Raw genomic sequence first — 21,316 nt, 5'->3', positions numbered from 1 at the left:
GGGGGGGGGGGGCCCCCCCGGGCCGGGGGGGGGGGGGGGGGGGGGGGGGGGCGGGGGGGCCCCCCCCCCCCGCGCCGCGGCTACCCCGCCGTCAGGGCCACGCCGATCAGTACGCCCGCCACGACGGCCAGGGCCACGATGAGCCCGAACACGATTCCGAGCAGGTAGGCGTGCTGTTCGAACCACGTCACGAGTCCCGGCCGGTAGCTCTGGAGCTGTTTGGGGGTGACGGGGCCCTCCGGGCCGCTGCACGGGAGCCCGAGCGCGCTCACCAACCGGTCCATGTCCTCGGTCGTGTAGTTGGCGCCGTACACCCTGACGAGCACGCCGCCGTGCGCGTCGAGGACGAACAGGGTGTCGCAGGGGCCCCCGCGCGGTTGGACGACGGTCGCGCGGATCGTCCACACGGCATTCGCCCGTGACCGGCGCCGCTGCGAGAACGCGCCCTTGAGGACGATCTCGTGCGCGGTCAGCACGATCCTGGCGCGGTGGAGGTGCACGGCCACCACCACGACCAGCACGATCCACGCGGCGCCCGCGGCCAGGGCCGCCCCCGGGCCGACGCGGAACGCGATGCCGGCGGTCACGACCACACCGGTCACCACCCCGACGCCCAACCTGGCCCACCCCGCCCGGAGGCCGGGCCGTAGTACGAGGTCGTCCTGAACGTGGTGCATGTGAGTACCGTCCTTTCCCGGTTCTTCGGACGGTCCTGCGCCCAGGTTGGTTCCCGCCTTCTCCTGTCGGTTGCGCACCGGCGGCGGCACGGCCGGGGCCGGGGCTGCGGGCCGGTTTGGTGCGGGCCCCGGAGCGGGTTAGGCTGGTGGCTCTTTTCGGCCGCGCCCCCTGAACGGGTGCTGTGCGCTCTCATGGATCGGAACGAACCGGGCCCTCGCGGCGACCGGGGCGGGACCCGCGCACGCGCGCTGCCGCGCTCCTGTCCCGCCGATCCCTCCGAGGCCGCCGCATGTCCACGACCGATTCCTCCGCCGTGCCCGTGAGCCCCGAGCTCCGGGCCGAACGCGACCGCCTCGCCGCCGCCCGCGCCGCCCTGGACCGGATGCGGGAGGAGACCGAGGGCAGCGCGCTCGTCCTGGGCGACGTCGTCAACGACAAGGTCACCAACGCCGCTCTGCGCCGCGGCCGCGAGCGCCGCCTCGCGGCCCTGGCCGACGTTCCCGGGGCCCCGCTGTTCTTCGGTCGCCTCGACTTCGAACCGGGCACCGTCTTCCTGGACGACGCCGTGTCCGACGGAGCCGGACACGCGGCTCCGGCCCCCGACGCCGAGCCCGACCGGATCCACATCGGCCGCCGCCACGTCCACGACGCCGAGGGGCGTCCGATGGTCCTGGACTGGCGCGCCCCCATCTGCGTCGCCTACTACCGGGCCTCGCCCGGCGACCGGATGGACGTGCGCCTGCGCCGTCGCTACGGCTTCACCACGATCGACCACGGCCGCGACGCGGACCCGGAGGTGGTGCTCACCGCCTTCGAGGACGAGCCGCTCACCGTCGCCCAGGCCGAGGCCGACCAGCGCGGCAGCGCCCTGCTGGACACGGAGATCGAACGCCCCCGCACCGGGCCCATGCGCGACATCGTCGCCACGATCCAGCCCGAGCAGGACGGCCTCGTCCGGGCCCCGCTCGGCACCACCCTGTGCGTGCAGGGCGCACCCGGCACCGGCAAGACCGCCGTCGGCCTGCACCGCATCGCCTTCCTCCTCTACACCGAACGCGAACGCCTCTCCCGCTCCGGCGTGGCGATCGTCGGCCCCAACCGCTCCTTCCTCTCCTACATCCGCGACGTCCTGCCCGCCCTGGGCGAGGTGGACGTCCAGCAGACCACCGTCACCGAGATGCTCACCGCCGGGCTGCCCGAGCGGTCCCGCCCCGCCGCCGGGTGGGTGCGCCGTACCGAGGAGCCCCGCGCCGCCCGGATCAAGGGCCAGGCCCGCATGGCCGAGGTGGTCCGCCGCGACCTGTGGTCGCACCTGCGCACTCCCGATGAGGCGGTCATGGTCCGTCGCGGGTCGCGCCGCTGGCGCCTGTACCCCGAGGACCTGCGCCCCCTCCTCGACGAGCTGGCCGCACGCGGCGTCGCCTACGGCTCCGGGCGCGAACTCCTCTCCCACCGCATCGCCCACGCCGTGCTCTCCCTCATGGAGGCCCAGGGCGAGGTCTGCGACGACCGCACCCACGCGCAGGTGCGCCGCGACCCGGCCGTGAGGTCGGCCGTCACCGCCATGTGGCCCAAGGCCGACCCGCTCAAGCTGGTGCTCGGCCTGCTCACCGACCCCGAGCGCCTGGCCCGCGCGGCCGAGGGGCTGCTCACCGCCGAGGAGCAGGCCGCCGTCCTACTGCCGGGAAAACCCCGCGGCCCCAAGGCGGCGCTCTGGTCGGAGGAGGACCTGGCCCTGGTGGACGAGGCCGCCGCGCTCATCGAGCGCCCCGCCGGGCTCGGCCACATCGTGGTGGACGAGGCCCAGGACCTGAGCCCCATGCAGTGCCGGGCGATCGGCCGCCGCTGCGTGTCCGGCTCGCTCACCGTGCTCGGCGACATCGCCCAGGGCACCAGCCCCTCGGCGGCCGTGAACTGGTCCACGCTCCTGGAGCACCTGGGCAAGCCCACCGGCCACCTGAGCGTCCTGGACCGCGGCTACCGCGTGCCCGCCCAGATCATCGACTTCGCCGCCCGCCTGCTGCCCGCGATCGCACCCGGGCTGGGCGCCCCCGTCGCCGTGCGCCGCGCGCCCGGGGCGCTGCGGATCACCCCCGCCGAGGGGAACCTGGCCGCGTCGGTCGCCGACGCCTGCCGCACCGCGCTCCGGGGGGAGGGCTCGGTCGGCCTCATCGCCGCCGACGCCGACCTGCCCGCCCTGCGTGAGGCGATCGGGGCCGAGGGGCTGACCGCGCCGCTGCTGGGGGAGGAGGCGGGCTCGGGACCGGATACGGGACGCCTGGTGGCGGTCCCGGCGAGTCTGGCCAAGGGCCTGGAGTTCGACGCCGTGGTGGTCGCCGAGCCCGCCGCCGTCGTCGAGGCCGAGGAACGCGGCGTCAACCGGCTCTACGTGGTGCTCACCCGCGCGGTGAGCACCCTGCACGTGGTGCACGCGCGCCCCCTGCCGGAGGCACTCCGCGACACCGAGGTGTGACGGCGGGCGGATCCGGCGGCCCGGGGCGCGTGCTCGCCCCGGGCCGCCGGATCCGCGGTGCCCGGCGCGTGCGCGGCTCCCGCTTCGTCCCTCATGCGCCCCTCAGCGATCGGCGCGGGCCCTCCGGGGCGTCCAGGACCGCTTCCACAGGCTGGGCAGCAGGCCCGCGGTGAGCAGCCACAGGGCCACCGTCACCAGGTGGACCCTTTGCAGGGTGCTGAACACGACCCCCGGGTCGCCGTCGCCCCCACCCGCGTAGACCCGCACCGCCGCGACCAGGACGGCGACGGCACTGACCAGCTGGAGCGCGGCCACGACGGCCACCAGCGGCCACTTGCCGTCGCCCGTCCGGCGCCGGTCCACCGCCAGCACGACCGCGCTCGCCAGCGCGGACAGGAGCGCGACCGTCGCGACGACGGCCTGGACCACCGTGGCCCCCTCCAGCCCCTCCGCCAGCGACTCCGTCGCGCACGGGACGTCCGTGGACACCACGCACGGCCCGGGGAAGAACGTGGCGGCCAGCGACGCCGCGCCGAACACGACCATGCACCACCACGACACCGCCAGCAGGTGGCCCGTCCTCTCCCTCGCGCCCAGCCCGAGTCCGATCCCGGCGGCGATCACCACCAGGATCGCGCCGATGCGGTGCGCGCTCTCCAGGAACCTGGCGAAGTCGGCGTCCTGGTCGGCCAGGGCCCCCTGGACCGCGCTGCCGCCGGGCAGCATGACCTCCACGGCCCACAGGCTGTACACGAGCGCGGCCACCACGGCCGCGACCTTCCCGTCCCGGTAGTCCCAGTGCAACTGCGTGGAGTGCGACATCGTGCCCCCTGTTTCCACGAACGTTCCCACGCCCCCCGTGGAGACATCCCCCCGGAAGGCACGTGGTCGAACCGCCGCTGTGCCGCAATCCCCTACCCGCGGTGCCCTGTCTCACCCAACTCGCGTCGGCACTGTTATCCACAGGTGCGTGTTCACACGGCATCATCGGGGGACACCGGCGGAATACGCGGGGCAGGGACGGCCGACGAGAAGGGCGCACGCATGGACGGCGCATCCACGACGCGATGGGTGATCGTGGGGGTCGACGGCACGGAATCCAGCCGCCACGCGCTGGAGTGGTCGGCGCACCAGGCGATGCTGCGCGGGCTCGGGGTCCGGATCGTCGCGGCCGCGGGGCCACTGGCCGCCGTCGGCGTGTTCGCGGGGCACGCGCACACCGACCCCGACGTCGCCCCGGACGTGCTCCCCGACGAGGTCGACGCCCAGGGGGCCGAGTCCCTGCTGGAGTACGCCGGGGACTGGGTGGCGCGGCTCTTCCCCGAGCTGCGGGTGCAGAAACGGCTCTCGTACGCCCGCCCGGTGGAGGCCCTGCTCGCCGAGGCCTCCGCGGAGGGCGCCGTCGCCGTGGTGGTCGGCTCGCGCGGGCTGAGCGGGATCGTGGCCGCGTTCGTCGGCTCCGTCGGCATCGAGCTGGCCGCCCGCGCCCCCGTCCCGGTGATCGTGCTGCCCCGGGAGCACGCGTCCGCGCACGGCGTGCGCGGACGGGTGATCGTGGGCATCGACGGGTCCGAGCCCAGCAGGCGCGCGGTGGACTTCGCCTTCGCGCAGGCCGACTTCGCCGACACCGAACTGGTCGCGGTGAGCGCCTGGCAGCCGCTGGTGGCCTTCGCCGCCGCGACCGGGCCCATCCCGCCCGAGCTGTTCGACGACGCGACCGCCGCCGAGGCCGCCCGACAGGCGCTGGAGGAGGAGCTGGCCGGGCCCCGCACGCGCCACGCCGGTGTGCCGGTGCGCACCCGCGTCGTGCGCGCCCACCCGGTGATCGCCCTGCTGGAGGAGGCCACCCCCGCCGACCTCATCGTGGTCGGCTCGCGCGGGCGCGGGGGCTTTCGCGGGCTGCTGCTCGGATCGGTGAGCCATTCCGTCCTGCACGGCGCCAGGGGGCCCGTCGCCATCCTGCGCTGATCCGGTCCGGATCCGCCTCTGACGCTCGCACCTGCGTCAACGCTCCTCCGCTCCCGGGGCCTGGCGACACAGGTCTAGTGCGCGTCCAGAGCCCGGGACCGGGGTCCGGACACGGTGTGTGACGAACAGCACGGTGTGTCGTCCGCGGCGCCCGGTTCCCCCTCTGACCGGGGAACCGGCTCTCAGCAGCGCCGGAACAGTCGCCGTTCGTGCGCTTGCGTACCCGGCGGTAGACCACGCAGAACCCTTACTGCGCAAGGAAAACCGTTCTTCCGTCGCAAGTTCTGTAGACCATTGGCCTAAACCAATTGGTCACTGCGGGGGGTCGTCGTTCATGATGCGAGAGATCTCGACCTTGAGAAGGAGCCGCTGTGACTGCCGTGGATATCGACGTGGACGCGCCGACCAAGCACGAGGAGCTCGTCTCCTGGGTGCGGGAGGTCGCCGAACTCACGCAGCCGGACGAGATCGTGTGGTGCGACGGTTCCGAGGAGGAGTGGAGCCGCCTGACCGACCAGCTGGTCGAGCAGGGCACCTTCGTCCGCCTCAACCCGGACAAGCGCCCCAACAGCTTCTACTGCAAGTCCGACCCGAGCGACGTCGCCCGGGTCGAGGACCGCACCTTCATCTGCTCCGAGCGCGAGAGCGACGCGGGTCCCACCAACAACTGGATCGCCCCCGACGAGATGCGCGCCACCTTCGGCGAGGTCTTCCGGGGCGCCATGCGCGGCCGCACCATGTACGTCGTGCCCTTCTGCATGGGGCCGCTGGGCGGTGCCATCTCCCAGCTCGGGGTCGAGATCACCGACTCCCCGTACGTCGTGGTGTCCATGCGCATCATGGCCCGCATGGGCAGCGCCGCCCTGCGCCTGATCGAGGAGCGCGGCGAGTTCGTCAGGGCCGTCCACTCCGTGGGCGCCCCGCTGGAGCCCGGCCAGCGGGACGTCGCCTGGCCCTGCAACTCCACCAAGTACATCTCGCACTTCCCCGAGACCCGTGAGATCTGGTCCTACGGCTCGGGCTACGGCGGCAACGCCCTGCTCGGCAAGAAGTGCTACGCGCTGCGCATCGCCTCGGTGATGGCCCGCGACGAGGGCTGGCTCGCCGAGCACATGCTCATCCTCAAGGTCACCCCGCCCAAGGGCCGGTCGCACTACGTCGCCGCCGCCTTCCCGAGCGCCTGCGGCAAGACCAACCTGGCCATGCTCCAGCCGACCATCCCCGGCTGGAAGGTCGAGACGGTGGGCGACGACATCGCCTGGATGCGCTTCGACGAGCAGGGCCAGCTGCGCGCCATCAACCCCGAGGCCGGGTTCTTCGGTGTCGCGCCCGGCACCGGCGAGAAGACCAACGCCAACGCCGTGGAGACCCTCTGGGGCAACAGCATCTTCACCAACGTCGCCCTGACCGAGGACGGCGACGTGTGGTGGGAGGGCCTCACCGAGGAGCCGCCCGCGGGCCTCACCGACTGGAAGGGCCGTCCCTGGACGCCCGGCTCGGGTGAGCCCGCCGCCCACCCGAACTCGCGCTTCACCACCCCGGCCGGGCAGGCGCCGACCATCGCCGACGAGTGGGAGGACCCGGCGGGCGTGCCCATCTCGGCCATCCTGTTCGGCGGCCGACGCGCCACCGCCGTGCCGCTGGTCACCGAGTCCTTCAGCTGGCAGCACGGCGTCTACCTGGGCGCCAACGTCTCCTCGGAGAAGACCGCCGCAGCGGAGGGCTCGGTGGGCGAGCTGCGCCGCGACCCCTTCGCCATGCTGCCGTTCTGCGGCTACAACATGGGCGACTACTTCGCCCACTGGGTGAAGCTGGGCCAGGGGGCCGACCAGGCCAAGCTGCCCCGGATCTTCTACGTCAACTGGTTCAAGAAGGACGCCGAGGGCCGCATCGTCTGGCCCGGGTTCGGTGAGAACAGCCGCGTCATCAAGTGGATCGTCGAGCGGCTGGAGGGCGAGGCCGAGGCCGTCGAGACCCCGATCGGCCGCCTGCCCGTGGCCGGTGGCATCGACACCGAGGGGCTGGACGTCTCCGACGAGGACATGGCCTTCGTGCTCGACGTCGACACCGAGGTGTGGAAGCAGGAGGCCGCGCTGGTACCGGAGTTCTTCAAGACCTTCGGCGACCACCTGCCGGGCGAGCTGTGGGACGAGTACCACGCCCTGCTGGACCGCCTGGAGAGCCGGTAACGACCGCGACGGGGGCGTGACAGCCCCCTGACCAGGGACCCCTTCCGCGCACGGGGCCCGCAGTGAGGGGCGCGGGCACGTCGGTGCCCGCGCCCCCTCGTCGTGCGGTCACCAGGCCCCGCGCAGGCTCCGGGGCGGTTCGGCGTCGAAGGTGGCCCAGACGTGGGTGCCGAGGCCGTAGCGGCGCGGAAAGGCGAAGCTGGCCCACGTGCGGGAGAGCTGGCGCACCAGCAGCAGGCCGCGCTGGCCCTCCGTCGCCTCCCACTCCTCGTCGGTGCGCTCGTTGGGAATGCGGGGCAGCGTGGGGCCGCCCGCGTCGCTGACGGTCAGGCGCAGCGTGCGTTCGTCGGGCATGGACAGGGTGCGGGTGACCCCCTCCTCCGAACGGGCGTACTTGCAGGAGTTGGCGACGAGTTCGCTGGCCACGAGCTGAACGGTCGCGACCAGGTCGGGGTCGAACCCGGCCAGGTCGCGGGCGAGTTCGGAGCGGACCCGCGTGAGTTCGGACAGGTCGCAGGCGTAGTCGAGGTGTCCCCAGAAGGCGAACGGGCCAGGGGCCGGTGCCGGGTCGTGCGCGGGCGTGCCGCTCATACCGTCACCCCGTCCGCGTACCGGGCGGGTGCGGCGGCGAGGAGGTCGCCAACGGGGACGGGCGCGGGGGCCGGGATCGGTGCCCGGGCCGGGGCCGGAATCGGAGGCGCGGCCTGGGCCGGAACGTGGACGGAGCCGTGCGACCACGCGCGCAGTCGGATGACGGCCTCGGCCTGGACGCGGGAGAGGTCGCGCTCGCGCTCGTGTTCGCGGGCGGTGTAGTAGGGCCTGACCAGGGCGATGTCGTCGGCCGGGAAGATCTCCGGGGCGGGAGCCAGGCGGGGAGCGGGCACCGGGCGCGGAGCGGGACGCGGCGTCCTGCGCTGAGGGGTCGGAGGCCTGCTGGACCGCGCGGAAGCGGGAGCGGGAGCCGGGGCGTAGCGGCGGACCCGGGTGGAACGGCGGCGGCGGACGGCTGCCGAGTGGCGTCCGCGCGCGGGGATGAGGAGGGATGTCACCAGAGCCAGGGCACGGGTGAGAAGGGCAGCGCTAAACTGGCGCATGCTGGCAGTTCCTTCGGTTAAAGGGTGAATGTTGCTGGCCGTGACCCCGGGCGGTAGGTAACCGTCGCGGGGTCTTTCGTGTTCAGTTGTGTGTTCGGAGAAAGGTTAGGGGGTTGGTGGAGGGGTGGAGGGCGCTACGGGGGAGTAGGGGCCGAAAAAGGCGCGCGAGGGATGCGTATGTGCTGGTCGGGAGCTTGGGTGGGGTGTGGAAAATCTGGCTGGCCAGGTTTTTCCATTGTCCGGAATGATTGGTTTTGAGGGTCTTTTCCTAGGGCTTTTTGGGCAGGGAAAAGCCCCCGGCCGAAGCGGGCGCGGGGGCTGGAGGCGGTTAGAGGCGGTTACAGACCGGAGCGCAGGCCGCTGAGCAGCGCCACCCACTGGTCCCCGGGGACGGTGAGGTGTCCGGCTTCGCGGTTGACGGTGTCGCGGACGTCGGCGCCGGAGGCGTGTTCGCGGACCTCGACGCACTGGCTCCCGGTGTTGCTGTAGCTGCTCTTGTGCCACTCGTTGCTCATGCTGCTTCCAATTCCCTCAACAGCTGCCGGGACTCTCTAGCGGGCAGCGCGGACGCCAGACACTTTCTTACCAGCGCCTCCATGCGCGGATGGCTGTCGGATTCTAGGATGACGTTCCCCGCGATGAAGTCGCTGGAGACGGCTAGGCCGCCATCAACGAGTCGGTACAGGTTGACTGGCGCGGTCACTCCGATGAGAGACGTTCCCGGCGACAACAAGTGAACCTCGACGCGCACGTCTTCCACCAGCCGCAACAGATGCCCTGCCTGCTCCCTTCGGATGTGATCCGGCATGCAGGTCAGAGCGCTGTGTGGAAAGACGGAGGTCACCACCGGGTCGTGGTGGTGCTCGCGAAGCGTTTTGAGGCGTCCGCAGCGAGCGTTGACCCAGCGGTCCACCTCAGCGTCGGCAACGAGCGGCTGTCCGTCCTTGAAGACGGCCTCGGCGTAGGAAGCGCACTGGAGTTCGCCCGGAACCAATACTGGTGACAGGCAGTCGATGGCCACGGCCTGCTCCTGCAACCGGGCCACGTTCAGCTGCCACACCGGCAGTTCCGTCCCCGAGGTCTGCTTGCGCCACGCCTTGAGGAGCCTGCCGTCCGCCTTGAGCATCCGGTCCAGGGCCTCGGCGGTCTCCACCCTGGGTGTGAACTTCCCCGACTCCCACCGGGACACGGACGCGGGCGACGTGCCCATGTCCACGGCCAGCTGTTTCTGCGTTCTCCCGGAGAAATCGCGAAACGTTGTGAGCAGGGAGGAGAAGTGATCTTGCGTCACCCTGCACAACTTACAGAGCCGTTGCGCACCCTGTCATCCGTTCTCCCAAAAACGACAGACGCTGGAGATATCCCAGGTCCTGTGGCCAGGGTGGACGCAGGTCACGAACCCGCAGGTAATTGCGGCCTGTTCGTGGCTATGTTCCGGAGGATGGTGATTTCAGTTGGGATCAGTGACAAGCATGCAATCGCGTCGTGGCGGTTCGGGTTCCGGTTTCCAGGACGGCGGCGGCACCGGGCGTTTCCCCCTGCCCCGCAGGGGAGTGGAACCCCGCGACAGGGCGCCCCTGGTGCTGGACCAGCGCTGGAGCAGCCTCGGTACCGCGCTCATCATCGCGGGGCGTCCCGACCAGGCCGCCCTGGTGCGCCACAGGGTCTCGGCCCTCTCCGCCCTGCCGCCGCTGGCCAGGGAAGCGGCCCAGGAGTTGGCCAGCGAGGTGTTCAACAACGCGATCGCGCACACCCGCAGCGGCCTGGCCGGGGGCGAGGTGATCGTGAGCGTGCACCGGCTTCCCGGTCGCGTGCAGGTCAAGATCACCGACCAGGGGCCGATCGGCGAGGACGCCGTCACCACACCGTGCGTGCGGCCCCCCGACCCGCTGCGCGTGGGCGGGCTGGGGATGCGCCTGGTCGCCGCGCAGGCCAGCCGGTGGGGCACGCTCCACGAGGACGGCCGGACCACCGTCTGGTTCGAGATCGACCGGGTTCGGAACGACTCCGACCGCCGCACCGGCCGGGACTCCTTGCGTCCTGACGGGTGACGGACCGGCCCCGTAAGGTGGACGTTGGCGGGTGCTCAAGCGACTGAGTCCGAGCGGAGCGTCGATGCGTCCCAGCGGAGTCGCCGAAGGGTCAGGAGTGGTGAGTTGATGTCTTCGAACGTTGCGCGAGAGTTCACGGCGGACGAAGAGCCGCTGTTCCCCATGCCTCCGCTGACGGAACAGGCACTGCGTGTCGCGGTCTCGCGGCTGGATCTGGCCGCCTCCGTACGGTTCGACTCCGAGTTCCACCAGGTCTGGCAGGAGGCGGTCCAGACCGACAGCACGGTACCGATGCACACCTTCCTCTTCAGATGGGGTGTCTTCGTCGAGCTCCGGCGCTACCCTCGGCGTGCCGAACGCCTCCTGGAGCTGGAGCGAGCGGTCAGTGAAGCCGACAGCGCCGATGAGGCCCGGATCGCAGCAGGGGAGATCTCGCAGATGCTCGGTGAAGCCACTCGGCGGGTCAGTCAGTGACCGAGTGGACCTGGGAGTACCTTCCAGACGCGGAACAGGTGGCCGGAGGGCTGGAACGCGTTGACCAAGCCGCCGTCGAACATCTCGCTCAGCGGTTGGCGGACGCCGCCTCGGTGAAGTATCTGGGCGATCCTCCGGTTGAGGACTCCGGGGTGTCGAGGGTGCTCGACCATGCCGAGGGGCGATTGATGATCTGGTACCAGGAACACCGGCGGCTCCGTCTCGTCTTCGTTCTCCGTGTGCAGTTCTGGCCTGTCGGAGACTCCTGACCGCCTGTGTCGGGTGAAGCCGTCGGTGGTTCGCTTCCGGAGGACGGGCGGAGCGCGGGCCGGTGGGGGTTCCCGGGGAACAGCCGCCGCCCGCCTCCCGGGGTTTCAAAATCCGGGCCCGAACCTTGTACCGATTCCCCGGTGACGGCCCGTCCGCCCACCGGTACGTTCCTCCTGCCAGCACCCACACGCGGAAGGAACCCAGGTGAACCTCCTCATCACCGGCATCACCACCCAGTCCTCCATCGCCTACGCGATCACCGAGGAGGCGATGGAGCAGGGCCACCAGGTGATCCTGACCAACCCGCCCGGCAGGCAGCTGTCCATCCTGGAGCGGGTGGCCAAACGCCTCCCCGCCGAGCCCGTGGACATCCTGCCCATGGACGTCACCGACCCCGAGCAGGTCACCGAGACGGCGGGCAAGGTCGCCGCCCACTGGGACCACGTGGACGGGCTGCTGCACTCCATCGCCTACGCCCCGGGCGACGCGCTGGGCGGCAACTTCCTCAACACCTCCTGGGAGGACGTGGCCACCGCGATCCACGTCTCCGGGTACTCCCTGAAGGCGCTCGCCGTGGGGTTCCGGCAGCTCATGGCCGCCGCCCCGCACGGCGCCGGGGTCGTCTCCCTGACCTTCGACGCCTCCCGGGCCTGGCCGGTCTACGACTGGATGGGGTCGGCCAAGGCCGTGCTGGAGAACTCCACGAAGTACCTGGCCCGCGACCTCGGCGGCGACGGCATCCGGGTGAACGCCATCAGCGCGGGGCCGGTCAAGTCCCTCGCGGGCGGCTCGATCCCCGGGTTCGACCAGATCGCGGACGGCTGGGCCGAGTCCGCGCCGCTGGGCTGGGACACCAAGGACGCCTCCGTGGTCGCCGGTCCCGCGCTGTTCCTGATGTCCCCGGCCGCGCGCGCCGTCACCGGCACGACGCTGCACGTGGACGGCGGGTACCACGCGATGGGAGCGCCGCTGTAACCCCGGGAGCCGGCCGGGAGGGGGAGGGCGTCCGGGCAGGTCACGACACCGGGGCGACATTTGCGGACGTTCTCGCTTTCCGCTGAGAAGGCCGACCCGCGCGTGCTAGGGATGGACCCGTTCGCTGCCGGTCCCTCCTCCTTCCCTGGGAATCCCCATGATGACGCTGTTGCTCGTCCTCGCCGTCCTGGCCGCCATGGTCGGCGGCGCGGTCCTCGCCGTAGGCAGGTTCCGCGTCGACGACGAATCCTCGGGCGGCGCCGTCAGCGTCGTCGTCGCCCCCTGTGTGCTCGCGCTCTACCTCGCTTCGGCGGCGATGGGGGTGGTGATCGGCTGGGAGAACTTCACGGGGGCCGGGGACGGGCTGACCGAGGAGACGGGCGCGGCCGACGCCCTGTACTGGAGCACCACCGCCTTCCCCGACGAGGAGGCGGAGGAGGTGCGCCAGCAGCTGCGCGCCTACATGAGCGCGGTCGCGGAGAAGGACTGGCCGCTGATGCGCGCCGAGGGCGAGCTGAGCACCGAGGGCGAGGAGGCCCTGGCCGACCTGGCCGCGTCGGTGCGGGCGCTGTCGGTGTCCGACACCGGCGACGACCTGGACCGCCTGACCGCGCGCCAGGAGCTCGCGGAGCTCAGCGACGCGCGCATCGAGCGCGCCGACGCGGCCGGGGACGGCATCCCGTCCGTCCTCAACGGCATCGCGGCCCTGTCCGCCATCGCGGTGGCGGTGCTGCCCTTCGCCATGATCCGGCGGGGCTCGGCCGTGGCCTACTTCTGGGCGTCGGCCAACCTGATCTTCGTGTTCGCCACGATCCTGCTGCTGTTCTACCTGGGCAACCCGTACAACGGGGCCCTGGCGCACGACGCGGGAGCGATCCAGGACGCGCTGGCCGGGTTCGAACGGATCGACGCCTCACTCGACGCCTCTTCCAACCCCCAGTAGGGGGAGGAGGCGGGCCCACGGGCTGTCGGACGCGTCATCGGGGCACGCGTCCGGCAGCCCGTTCCTGTTTCCGGTCAGCCCGAGGAGCGTGTGGCGGCGCGGCCCGCGCCCGCGGCGACCACGGCGATGACGACCATGAGCACCACCATGGTGCGCATGGGGGTGAAGGCACCGGCGGCCTGCGGCGCGGAGTGTGGGGAGAGGTCGGCGAGCACCTGCTCCCGGACGGCCTGCTCCGCCGGGGCCGGAACCGGGGCCGACGGCGACGCGGACGGCTCCGCGGGGTCGGCCGCGCGCTCCTGGGCGGGCTCCGCCGGGGCGGGGGAGGGGTCCGCGTCCGGGCTCCCCGGTTCGGGCGGTACCGCTCCGGGCTCCTCCGGGGCTTCGGGGCCGGGCTCCTCCGGGGCTTCGGGTCCGGGCTCCTCGGGGGCGGGAGGCGCGGGTTCGCCGGGCGCCGGGGGAACGGGCGGTTCGGGCTCGGGGTAGCCGGGCTCCTCGGGTGGCTGCGGCTGCTCGGGGCGCGGCGCGCACGGCGGTGCCTCGCCCGCGGGCACCACCACCCGCACGCCGTTCGCACACACCAGGACGTAGGAACCCCGGTCGACCTCCACCAGCGCGCCCGAGGTCTCCACGCGGACCCCGTCGGGGCCCACCTCCACGCGGGAGGTCCCGTCGCCCACGCTGACGCCCGTGCCGTCGGCGCTCACCTCCGGGACCGCGTCCACCGCGCCGACCAGGGAGACCGTGCCCGGTCGTTCGGGGGTGGACCCGTCCGGGGCGGGCGAGGGCGAGGCGCCGCAGGCGAGCAGGAGCGCGCCCGACGCCAGCAGCGCGGGCAGAGCACGGCGTGAGGGGGGCATGGGACTCCTCGTGTCGCTGTCGGCACTACGGGTGATCGTACGCGGTCAGTCCGGACCCTACACCCGCGACTACGCACCCAGGAGCGCGCCCGACAGGGATGATCTTGCTCCTGGTGTCACTCTCGGCGCCGAGAGTGACACCAGGAGCAAGATCACGGCGGAGCAGGGGCCAGACCTAGCCGGGCCCTCAGGGGGAGTGCAGGCGCAGCACGGCGTGCTCGGCCCAGTCCGGCGGCCTGGTCAGCCGCGAGACCAGCACCATCGTCCCGAAGGCCAGCGGGATGGTCCACGCCGCCGGCTGCCCCAGCAGCACCGACAGCCACCCGACCGGGGGCGGCAGCAGGATCGACCACCCCACCGCGCCGGTCGCCGTCACGGCCCCCACGATCAGCCCGGACGCGGCCCCGGGCAGCGTCAGCCGCCGCCACCAGATGCCCAGCACCAGCAGCGGGCAGAACGTCGACGCCGCCACCGTGAACGCCCACACCACCAGCACGTTGATGTCGATCATCTGCGCGGGCAGCGCCAACAGCACAGCCACGCACGCGCCCACGACCACCGCCAGGCGCAGCCGAGGCACGCTGCCCTGGAACAGGTCGTGCGACAGCCCGCCCGCCAGGGCCAGCAGCAGCCCGGAGGAGGTGGACAGGAACGCGCCGAACGCCCCCGCCGCCACCAGCGCCGTCAGCACGGTCCCCACCGAGCCCGGCACCGCCTGGGCGGGCAGCACCACCGCGACCGTGTCGGTGCCCTGGAGCAGCACCAGGTGCGGGGTGAGCACCCGCCCGAGCAGCCCGTACACCGTCGGGAACAGGTAGAACAGTCCCAGCAGGGCGATCACGCCCACCGCCACCCGGCGCGCCGTCCGCGCCGTCGGGCTGGTGTGGAAGCGCATGATGACGTGCGGCAGCCCCATACAGCCCAGCGTGATCGCCAGCAGCGTGGACCACGTCTCGAACAGCGGGTACCCGCCCACGTCCAGCAGCGGTGAGCTCCACCGCTCGCTGCCCAGCTCCGGCAGCCCCGCCGGACGCGGGATGGTCGCTCCCTCGGGGAACACGTACTCGGTGCCCGCCTGCACGGTGTGCTCCCCGGCCGCGAACTCCACCTGTTCGCCCCCGGAGGTGGTCACCGTCACCGGCTCGTCCAGGCTGAACCGGGTCCCCACGGTGAACTCCACCGGGGTCGTCTCGGGGAAGTGCGTGCCCCACTCGGGGTTGAGCGCCTCCGCCCGGGTCTGCGGACCGGCGTGCACCACCAGGTAGACCGCGGGGATGGCGATGAAGGCCAGCTTGACCACGTAGTGGAAGGCCTGCACGTAGGTCGCCGACCGCATCCCCCCGGCCGCGATCGACCCGCTCACCACCAGCCCGGCGAGCAGCACCCCCACCCAGTACGGCGTGCCGCTGACCAGGGACAGCACCACACCGGCACCCTTGAACTGGGGCACCAGGTACAGCAGCATGATCACCAGCACCACGCAGCCGCACAGCTTGCGCAGGCGCGGCGCGCCCAGGCGGTACTCGGCGAAGTCGGGCACGGTGAACGCCCCCGACCGGCGCATCGGACCGGCCACCAGCGCCACCACCGCCACGTAGCCCGCGGCGAACCCCACCGCGTACCACATGGTGCCCAGGCCGTTCTTGAGCAGCAGCCCCGCCAGCCCCAGCACCGAGGCGGCCGACAGGTACTCCCCGGCGATCGCCATCGCGTTCCAGTTGGGGGAGACCCGTCGCGAGGCCACCAGGAAGTCGGAGGTGGAGCGGGCCGCCCGCACCCCGTAGACGCCGATGACCAGACTGGTGAGCAGGACCAGCCCGATCGCCAGGACCGCGATCACCACGTGCGCCCCGCGTCCCCATCGCTCGCGCGCCCCGGTCCCCTCGTGCGTCCGGGTTCCCGGCCGTGCCGCCCCCGGTCGCGTTGCCCGCGACTGTGTTCCCCGCCATCGGGTCCGCCGCGCCCCCCGCCACCGGATCCGCCGCGCTCCGGCGCCCCCGCGGCCCCCGCCCGGTCCGCGGCGCTCTCGGCCCGGTCCTCGATCCGCTCGGCCGAGCGCACGTGCCACAGCGCCAGTCCGAACAGCATCGGGTAGATCGCCACCGTCAGCAGCAGCCACGACAGCGGGACGCCGCCCGGCCGGATCTCCCCCAGCCCGGGGAAGAGCGCGAACGCGCCGCTCATCCCGAACAGCAGTGCCGACAGCACCGCCACGGTGCGCACGGCGGTCCGCCGCTGGGCGCGGAACAGCGCGCGCGCCGCCTCGGTGTCCACCGGCTCAGGGATCGGCAGCAGGTGCTGCGCGGGCCGGTTGCCCCGGGCCAGCGCGATGCGGGTCTGCGGGCTGGTCAGCTTCTCGCGGCGCGGACTCATGGCGCCTGCTCGCCCTCACCGTCCCGCGACCGGGAGGCGGGACCGCCCTGGGCGTTCGCGGACCGGCCGAGCTGGTCGCGGCGGGCCGCCTCCAGCAGCTGGGCGCGCAGGTGGCGGCCGTGGCGGCGGCTCACCGGCACGTCACCGGCCGGGGTGCCCGCCACCAGGCCGGACGAGGAGGTCACCCGCAGGTCGCGCACCCACGGGATGGCGATGAGGAACCCCCGGTGGACCCTGACGAACCCGGCCGAGGCCCACACCTCCTCCAGATAGGACAGCGACAGGCGGATCAGGTGGCCGCCGTCGGCGGTGTGCAGGCGCACGTAGTCGCCCTGGGCCTCCACGAACTGCACGTCGTCGCGCTTGACGAACACCGTGCGCCTGCCGGTGTCGATCTGCACCACGTGCAGGTCCTCGGCGGGCGGGGCCCCGCCGCCGGGCCTGCGCAGCTGCGCGATGCGGCCCACCGCCTCGGCCAGGCGCTCGGGCCGGATCGGTTTGAGCAGGTAGTCCACGGCGCCGATGCCGAAGGCCTCCACGGCGTGGGCCTCGGAGGCGGTCACGAACACGATGGACGGGGGCTCGGACAGCACGCTCAGCACCCGGGCCACGTCCATGCCGTCCAGTCCGGGCATGAGGATGTCCAGGAACGCGGCGTCGATGGTGGTGGTCCCCAGCAGCCGCACCGCGGTGGCGCCGTTGTCGGCCACCAGGACCTCCGCCACCTCGGGCATGTCGCCGAGCAGGGAGGCCATCTCCTGGCGGGTGGAGGCCTCGTCCTCGACCACCAGCACCCGCAGTTCGGGCTTCAACGCGCCACCACCCCCCTGGTGAACCTGGGCACGCGCACGGTCACCTTCGTCCCCTCCCCCAGCGCGGTCTCGATCACCAGACCGTACTCGGGCCCGTAGACGGCGCGCAGTCGCTGGTCCACGTTGGCCAGGCCGACGCTGCGCGACTCCGGGCCGGTGCCCGCCAGCAGGGCCCGGGCGAGGTCGGGGTGCATGCCCACCCCGTCGTCCTCGATCTCGATGACGCACAGCGGGCCCTCGCCGAAACCGGAGACGCTGATGTGGCCCCTGCCCTCCTTGCGCTCCAGCCCGTGCCGGATGGCGTTCTCCACGATCGGCTGCACGACCAGGAACGGTATGGCCACGGGCAGCACCTCGGGGGCCATCCGCACGGTGATGTCCAGGCGGTCGTGGAAGCGGGCCCGCTGGAGTTCGAGGTAGGTCTGGGTGGCCTCCAGCTCCTCCGAGAGGGTCGCGTAGTCGCCCTTCTCCGAGAAGCCGTAGCGCAGGTAGTCGGCGAAGTCCGACAGCAGGTGGCGGGCACGGTCGGGGTCGGTGCGCACCAGGGCGGCGATCACCGCCAGGGCGTTGTGCACGAAGTGGGGGGAGATCTGCGCCCGCAGGGTGCGCAGGTCGGCGGCGGCGATCCGCGCGCGGGCCCGGCGCAGCGCCGCGTGGTCCAGGCAGTCGGAGACCAGTGCGGCGGCGGCCTCCACGTCGGCCTCCACGGGGTGGCCCGAGGCCACCAGGGCGCCGGACAGCTCGTCGGCCACGGTCAGGGGGACCGCGCACGCCGACGTGCCGTCGGGCAGGCGCACGCGGGCGTTGCTGCCGTACTCGAAGACCTGGGAGAGGAGCCCCTCGACCTCGGACGGGGCGGGGCGGGTTCCGTGCGCGGCGACCGGGCCGTCCAGGTCGGCCAGCACGACGCCGTCGACGGCCAGGAGCTGGCGCAGCCGCCTGGCGGCCGAGGAGACCCTCCTGCCGTGCAGCCCGTCCCGGAGGTCGACGCCGAGGGCGTGGACCTGGCGCATCAACTCGACGCTCGCCCGCTGCTCCGAGGACGCTGGGCGACGTCGGGAGGGGGAGGACACCCGCGACAGCCACCGGTATGACACGTAACGACCCTATCCCAGCGAACTGTGTCGGTGCTCACGTGGTCGGGGTCACCTTTCGAATCGTGACGCAAATGCGCGCTCGCGCCGCGGGCAGGAGCCGGGCCCGCCACCGGGAGCGGTGGCGGGCCCGGGGGAGTGCTCGGGGCGGCGGCCGTGCCGGGAGAAGGGTGGGCTCCCGGTTGGAGTGGGCCACCGACGGTCCCGAGCTGGTGGTTCGGGAGTCCTCCGGGCCTACGCGTGGAGCGCAGGCCCGGGGGAGCAGTGCTGGTTCGGGCGTCCACGGGGTCCTGGAGGTGCCGGAGGCGGGTTCGCGAGGAGCGAGCGAACCCGCCGTAGGTGCCGCTGTGCCTGCTTCAACCCGATTCCTGTTCTCCGGAGGCCCGGAGAAAACACTGCCTAGTGGTTGGCGGCCTTCTCCGCGCCCGCGCCGGTCAGGGCGCGGACCTGGAGCTGGGCGAACTTGTCGAAGTCGCGCTCCTTGGACGACAGGGTTCCCACGATCGCGCACAGGAGGCTGATCGGCACCGACACCAGGGCCGGGTTGGGCAGCGGGAACCAGGCGAAGTCCGCGGTCGGGATGAGCGCGGTCTCGCTGCCGGAGACCACCGGCGAGAAGAACACCAGGACCACGGCGCTGGTCAGGCCGCCGTAGATGCCCGCGAGGGCGCCGCGGGTGTTGAACCTCTTCCAGAACAGGCTGAGCAGCAGGGTCGGCAGGTTCGCCGAGGCCGCCATCGCGAACGCCAGCGAGACCAGGAAGGCCACGTTGAGGTTCTGCGCGAACACGGCCAGCAGGATCGCGACCACGCCGACGCCGAGGGCGGACAGGCGGGCGACCCGGACCTCCTCGGCGCCCGTGGCCTTGCCCTTGCGCAGGACCGAGTTGTAGAAGTCGTGCGCGATGGAGGACGAGGAGGCGATGACCAGGCCCGCCACCGTGGACAGGATGGCCGCGAAGGCCGCCGAGGCGATGACCGCCAGCAGGACCGCGCCCGCCATCTCGCCGCCGATGCGCTCGCCGACCACCTGGGCCAGCTGCGGGGCCGCGGTGTTGCCCGCGCCGTCCTGGGCCGTGATGGCCTCGTGGCCGACGATGGCCGCCGCGCCGAAGCCCAGCACCAGGGTCATCAGGTAGAAGGTGCCGATGAGGCCGATGCCCCAGTTGACCGACTTACGGGCGCTCTGGGAGTCGGGGACGGTGTAGAAGCGGATGAGGATGTGCGGCAGGCCCGCGGTGCCCAGCACCAGGGCCAGGCCCAGGCTGATCAGGTCCAGCTTGTTCCACAGGGTCTGGAGCGGGTCGCCCGCGACCTCCACGCCGTAGCGCAGGCCGGGCTCCAGGAAGCCCTCCTGGCCGCTGGCCGCGGCGGCGTCGCTCATCAGGGCGCCGAGGTTGAACCCGTACAGGGACAGGGTCAGCACGGTGAGCAGGGCGGCGCCCACCATGAGGATGAGGGCCTTGATGATCTGCACCCAGGTGGTGCCCTTCATGCCGCCGAAGGTCACGTAGATCGTCATCAGCAGGCCGATGACCACGATGCCGACGATCTTGGCGGTGTCGGCGTCCATGCCCATGAAGGTCTGGCCGGGCTGGATGCCCAGCAGCAGGGCGATGAGCGCGCCCGCGCCGACCATCTGCGCCAGCAGGTAGAAGATCGACACCACGATCGTGGAGACCGACGCGGCGGTGCGCACCGGGCGCTGCCGCATCCGGTAGGACAGCACGTCACCCATGGTGTAGCGGCCGGAGTTGCGCAGCAGCTCCGCGACCAGCAGGAGGGCGACGAGCCAGGCGACGAGGAACCCGATGGAGTAGAGGAAGCCGTCGTAGCCGAACAGGGAGATCATGCCCGCGATGCCCAGGAAGGACGCGGCGGACATGTAGTCGCTGCCGATCGCCAGGCCGTTCTGGAGCGGGGAGAAGCCGCGCCCGCCCGAGTGGAAGTCGGTGGCGGAGCGCGTGCTGCGGCTGGCCCAGACGGTGATGCCGAGCGTGGCCGCGATCATGAGGACGAAGAGGACGATGGTGATGGTGCGGCTGCTGTCGCTGACCGTCTCGACAGCTTCCTGGGCGAGGTTCATCGGCCGCCCTCCTTGTTCGCCGCGCTGTAGTGGAGCTCGTCGCGCAGCTCGACCGCCTGGGAGTCGAGCCTGCGGCGCGCGTAGTTCGTGTACAGGATGGCGATCCCGAAGGTCGACAGGAACTGGAGGACGCCGAAGACCAGTGCGACGTTGATGTTGCCGAAGAGCACGACGCCCATGAAGTCGCGGCCGAAGGCGGACATGAGCACGTAGAGCAGGTACCACGCCATGAAGGCGAGGCTCACCGGGAAGACGAACCTGTACAGCCGCCGCTTGAGCTCGGTGAAGCGCGGGTCGCCGTGCATGGTGACGTAGGCCTCGGTCGAGATCGCGTCACCGCTCCCGTTGCCCTCGGGCGGCGGGGCCGGGTCCTTCGCTGGCCGGTCTGTTGACATGGTGGGTGTACCTCCGGGGGGATTGGCGTGCGTCCGGCGGCGGTGCCGCTCTGGTGTGACCTGCGTTACGAGGAACTGTAAGGAGCGGCACTACCGCGCAGCAGGGGGCCCGTGCGCACGCGCGCCGAACGCGGGGGAGGAGCGTCGAACGGTCGCCCAGCGCGCGGTGAGCGGTCGTCTGGCGCGTCGAACGGTCGCCGAGCGGTTCCGGTCCAGACCGCGGGCCCCGTGGCGCACGCGCCGCACAGGGGCCGGGCCGCTCGGGAACCGCCGTGTCGCGGGGGTTCCGGCGTTCGGGAGAGCGCCGGAAGGAAGGCCCGGCCCCCGCTCCGCCGGGGCCCGCTCCCGTGGGGCCCGCTGGCCCGGGGAGGCCCGGCGATGGACGGGGGCTCCGGACGGTGCCCGGCGGGTGGGATCACGCCTCCACCGGGCCCGGAACCCCCGCCCGGTTCCGGGCGTTGTAGCTTGTGCACCATCGCCGCCGTCGCGGGCACCCGCGTCGGCGCGTTCCGCGACACCCCCGGACGAGGTGCGCCGTACCCGGTGACGACAAGACGGCGCGTTGGAGAACGCACGTCACAC

General features: G+C 72.4%; 21 protein-coding genes and 1 riboswitch. Of the genes, 8 read left to right on the top strand and 13 right to left on the bottom strand.

The features are described 5' to 3' along the window. Positions 1 to 80 precede the first annotated feature (80 nt). Positions 81 to 677: a hypothetical protein gene (locus tag FYW99_RS30820; protein ID WP_150255987.1), complete on the bottom strand. Its 597-nt coding sequence runs from the start codon at positions 675 to 677 to the stop codon at positions 81 to 83. Between the two features lie 290 nt (positions 678 to 967). Between FYW99_RS30820 and FYW99_RS30815 the strand changes: the two genes are divergently transcribed. After that, positions 968 to 3,151, top strand: coding sequence for a HelD family protein (locus FYW99_RS30815; protein ID WP_150255985.1), 2,184 nt, complete (start codon positions 968 to 970; stop codon positions 3,149 to 3,151). A gap of 102 nt (positions 3,152 to 3,253) precedes the next feature. Here FYW99_RS30815 and FYW99_RS30810 read toward each other — a convergent pair whose 3' ends face one another. Then, positions 3,254 to 3,973, bottom strand: a complete 720-nt coding sequence (locus FYW99_RS30810) for a DUF998 domain-containing protein (RefSeq protein ID WP_150255983.1) — start codon at positions 3,971 to 3,973, stop codon at positions 3,254 to 3,256. A 222-nt stretch (positions 3,974 to 4,195) separates the two neighbouring features. Between FYW99_RS30810 and FYW99_RS30805 the strand changes: the two genes are divergently transcribed. Then, a complete protein-coding gene (locus tag FYW99_RS30805) occupies positions 4,196 to 5,119 on the top strand; it encodes a universal stress protein (protein ID WP_150255981.1) in 924 nt (307 codons plus the stop codon). A 380-nt stretch (positions 5,120 to 5,499) separates the two neighbouring features. Then, positions 5,500 to 7,308: a phosphoenolpyruvate carboxykinase (GTP) gene (locus tag FYW99_RS30800; protein ID WP_150255990.1), complete on the top strand. Its 1,809-nt coding sequence runs from the start codon at positions 5,500 to 5,502 to the stop codon at positions 7,306 to 7,308. A 108-nt stretch (positions 7,309 to 7,416) separates the two neighbouring features. Here the strand turns inward: FYW99_RS30800 and FYW99_RS30795 are convergent, their stop codons facing one another. From FYW99_RS30795 to FYW99_RS30780, 4 genes are all read right to left on the bottom strand, one after another. Continuing rightward, positions 7,417 to 7,899 carry an ATP-binding protein gene (locus FYW99_RS30795; RefSeq protein ID WP_150255979.1) on the bottom strand — a complete coding sequence of 161 codons (483 nt, stop codon included), beginning with the start codon at positions 7,897 to 7,899 and terminating at the stop codon, positions 7,417 to 7,419. Next, positions 7,896 to 8,402 (bottom strand): hypothetical protein, encoded by a 507-nt coding sequence (locus tag FYW99_RS30790; protein ID WP_150255977.1) that lies wholly within the window; start codon positions 8,400 to 8,402, stop codon positions 7,896 to 7,898. Before FYW99_RS30790 ends, FYW99_RS30795 begins: the two co-directional genes overlap by 4 nt. 338 nt (positions 8,403 to 8,740) lie before the next feature. Continuing rightward, complete coding sequence (locus FYW99_RS30785; RefSeq protein ID WP_150255975.1) at positions 8,741 to 8,917, bottom strand: DUF397 domain-containing protein; 177 nt, start codon at positions 8,915 to 8,917, stop codon at positions 8,741 to 8,743. Further along, entirely contained in the window at positions 8,914 to 9,693 is a 780-nt protein-coding gene (locus tag FYW99_RS30780; protein WP_130395313.1) for a helix-turn-helix domain-containing protein, read from the bottom strand. The genes FYW99_RS30785 and FYW99_RS30780 overlap by 4 nt, the downstream gene beginning before the upstream one ends. Before the next feature lie 181 nt (positions 9,694 to 9,874). On the opposite strand from FYW99_RS30780, the gene FYW99_RS30775 reads away from it, so the two are divergent. The 5 genes from FYW99_RS30775 (at position 9,875) to FYW99_RS30755 (ending at position 13,115) form a co-directional block, all read left to right on the top strand. Then, positions 9,875 to 10,453 carry an ATP-binding protein gene (locus FYW99_RS30775; protein WP_150255973.1) on the top strand — a complete coding sequence of 193 codons (579 nt, stop codon included), beginning with the start codon at positions 9,875 to 9,877 and terminating at the stop codon, positions 10,451 to 10,453. A 108-nt stretch (positions 10,454 to 10,561) separates the two neighbouring features. Further along, positions 10,562 to 10,927, top strand: coding sequence for a hypothetical protein (locus FYW99_RS30770; RefSeq protein WP_150255971.1), 366 nt, complete (start codon positions 10,562 to 10,564; stop codon positions 10,925 to 10,927). Continuing rightward, positions 10,924 to 11,196, top strand: a complete 273-nt coding sequence (locus tag FYW99_RS30765) for a hypothetical protein (RefSeq protein WP_150255969.1) — start codon at positions 10,924 to 10,926, stop codon at positions 11,194 to 11,196. Before FYW99_RS30770 ends, FYW99_RS30765 begins: the two co-directional genes overlap by 4 nt. Positions 11,197 to 11,401: 205 nt before the next feature. Further along, positions 11,402 to 12,172, top strand: a complete 771-nt coding sequence (gene fabI, locus FYW99_RS30760; RefSeq protein ID WP_150255967.1) for an enoyl-ACP reductase FabI — start codon at positions 11,402 to 11,404, stop codon at positions 12,170 to 12,172. Positions 12,173 to 12,329: 157 nt separating this feature from the next. Beyond that, complete coding sequence (locus tag FYW99_RS30755) at positions 12,330 to 13,115, top strand: bestrophin-like domain (protein WP_150255965.1); 786 nt, start codon at positions 12,330 to 12,332, stop codon at positions 13,113 to 13,115. A 74-nt stretch (positions 13,116 to 13,189) separates the two neighbouring features. Here the strand turns inward: FYW99_RS30755 and FYW99_RS30750 are convergent, their stop codons facing one another. The 7 genes from FYW99_RS30750 to FYW99_RS30720 all read right to left on the bottom strand — a co-directional run bounded on the left by FYW99_RS30750 (position 13,190) and on the right by FYW99_RS30720 (position 20,734). Further along, complete coding sequence (locus FYW99_RS30750) at positions 13,190 to 13,975, bottom strand: hypothetical protein (RefSeq protein WP_150255963.1); 786 nt, start codon at positions 13,973 to 13,975, stop codon at positions 13,190 to 13,192. A 187-nt stretch (positions 13,976 to 14,162) separates the two neighbouring features. Then, positions 14,163 to 15,818: a sodium/solute symporter gene (locus FYW99_RS30745; RefSeq protein WP_150255961.1), complete on the bottom strand. Its 1,656-nt coding sequence runs from the start codon at positions 15,816 to 15,818 to the stop codon at positions 14,163 to 14,165. Then, on the bottom strand, positions 15,812 to 16,348 hold the full coding sequence (locus FYW99_RS33155) for a hypothetical protein (RefSeq protein ID WP_150255959.1): 537 nt from the start codon (positions 16,346 to 16,348) through the stop codon (positions 15,812 to 15,814). Before FYW99_RS33155 ends, FYW99_RS30745 begins: the two co-directional genes overlap by 7 nt. After that, positions 16,345 to 17,160, bottom strand: coding sequence for a LytR/AlgR family response regulator transcription factor (locus tag FYW99_RS30735; protein WP_130395306.1), 816 nt, complete (start codon positions 17,158 to 17,160; stop codon positions 16,345 to 16,347). Before FYW99_RS30735 ends, FYW99_RS33155 begins: the two co-directional genes overlap by 4 nt. Continuing rightward, the gene (locus FYW99_RS30730) at positions 17,157 to 18,173 is read right to left on the bottom strand and encodes a sensor histidine kinase (protein ID WP_150255958.1); all 1,017 of its coding nucleotides are present in this window, start codon (positions 18,171 to 18,173) and stop codon (positions 17,157 to 17,159) included. The genes FYW99_RS30735 and FYW99_RS30730 overlap by 4 nt, the downstream gene beginning before the upstream one ends. Positions 18,174 to 18,653: 480 nt before the next feature. Then, positions 18,654 to 20,339, bottom strand: a complete 1,686-nt coding sequence (locus FYW99_RS30725; protein ID WP_150255956.1) for a solute symporter family protein — start codon at positions 20,337 to 20,339, stop codon at positions 18,654 to 18,656. Continuing rightward, positions 20,336 to 20,734, bottom strand: a complete 399-nt coding sequence (locus FYW99_RS30720; RefSeq protein ID WP_150255954.1) for a DUF485 domain-containing protein — start codon at positions 20,732 to 20,734, stop codon at positions 20,336 to 20,338. Before FYW99_RS30720 ends, FYW99_RS30725 begins: the two co-directional genes overlap by 4 nt. A 496-nt stretch (positions 20,735 to 21,230) precedes the next feature. After that, positions 21,231 to 21,298, top strand: a riboswitch (guanidine-III (ykkC-III) riboswitch). Positions 21,299 to 21,316 lie beyond the last annotated feature (18 nt).

The organism is Nocardiopsis deserti (assembly GCF_008638355.1).
GTDB classification, from domain to species: domain Bacteria; phylum Actinomycetota; class Actinomycetes; order Streptosporangiales; family Streptosporangiaceae; genus Nocardiopsis; species Nocardiopsis alborubida.
The sequence above is the reverse complement of the archived record's forward strand: the minus strand, read 5'-3'. Positions and strand labels throughout refer to the sequence as shown.

Bases quoted from the DNA above. Each gene is read 5' to 3' on its own strand.
- FYW99_RS30805 (WP_150255981.1), top strand. From the start codon at position 4,196: ATGGACGGCGCATCCACGACGCGATGGGTGATCGTGGGGGTCGACGGC.
- FYW99_RS30775 (WP_150255973.1), top strand. From the start codon at position 9,875: ATGCAATCGCGTCGTGGCGGTTCGGGTTCCGGTTTCCAGGACGGCGGC.
- FYW99_RS30785 (WP_150255975.1), bottom strand. From the start codon at position 8,917: ATGAGCAACGAGTGGCACAAGAGCAGCTACAGCAACACCGGGAGCCAG.
- FYW99_RS30770 (WP_150255971.1), top strand. From the start codon at position 10,562: ATGTCTTCGAACGTTGCGCGAGAGTTCACGGCGGACGAAGAGCCGCTG.
- FYW99_RS30720 (WP_150255954.1), bottom strand. From the start codon at position 20,734: ATGTCAACAGACCGGCCAGCGAAGGACCCGGCCCCGCCGCCCGAGGGC.
- FYW99_RS30755 (WP_150255965.1), top strand. From the start codon at position 12,330: ATGATGACGCTGTTGCTCGTCCTCGCCGTCCTGGCCGCCATGGTCGGC.
- FYW99_RS30795 (WP_150255979.1), bottom strand. From the start codon at position 7,899: ATGAGCGGCACGCCCGCGCACGACCCGGCACCGGCCCCTGGCCCGTTC.
- FYW99_RS30810 (WP_150255983.1), bottom strand. From the start codon at position 3,973: ATGTCGCACTCCACGCAGTTGCACTGGGACTACCGGGACGGGAAGGTC.
- FYW99_RS30820 (WP_150255987.1), bottom strand. From the start codon at position 677: ATGCACCACGTTCAGGACGACCTCGTACTACGGCCCGGCCTCCGGGCG.
- FYW99_RS30750 (WP_150255963.1), bottom strand. From the start codon at position 13,975: ATGCCCCCCTCACGCCGTGCTCTGCCCGCGCTGCTGGCGTCGGGCGCG.
- FYW99_RS30730 (WP_150255958.1), bottom strand. From the start codon at position 18,173: ATGCGCCAGGTCCACGCCCTCGGCGTCGACCTCCGGGACGGGCTGCAC.
- FYW99_RS30790 (WP_150255977.1), bottom strand. From the start codon at position 8,402: ATGCGCCAGTTTAGCGCTGCCCTTCTCACCCGTGCCCTGGCTCTGGTG.
- FYW99_RS30725 (WP_150255956.1), bottom strand. From the start codon at position 20,339: ATGAACCTCGCCCAGGAAGCTGTCGAGACGGTCAGCGACAGCAGCCGC.
- FYW99_RS33155 (WP_150255959.1), bottom strand. From the start codon at position 16,348: ATGAGTCCGCGCCGCGAGAAGCTGACCAGCCCGCAGACCCGCATCGCG.
- FYW99_RS30815 (WP_150255985.1), top strand. From the start codon at position 968: ATGTCCACGACCGATTCCTCCGCCGTGCCCGTGAGCCCCGAGCTCCGG.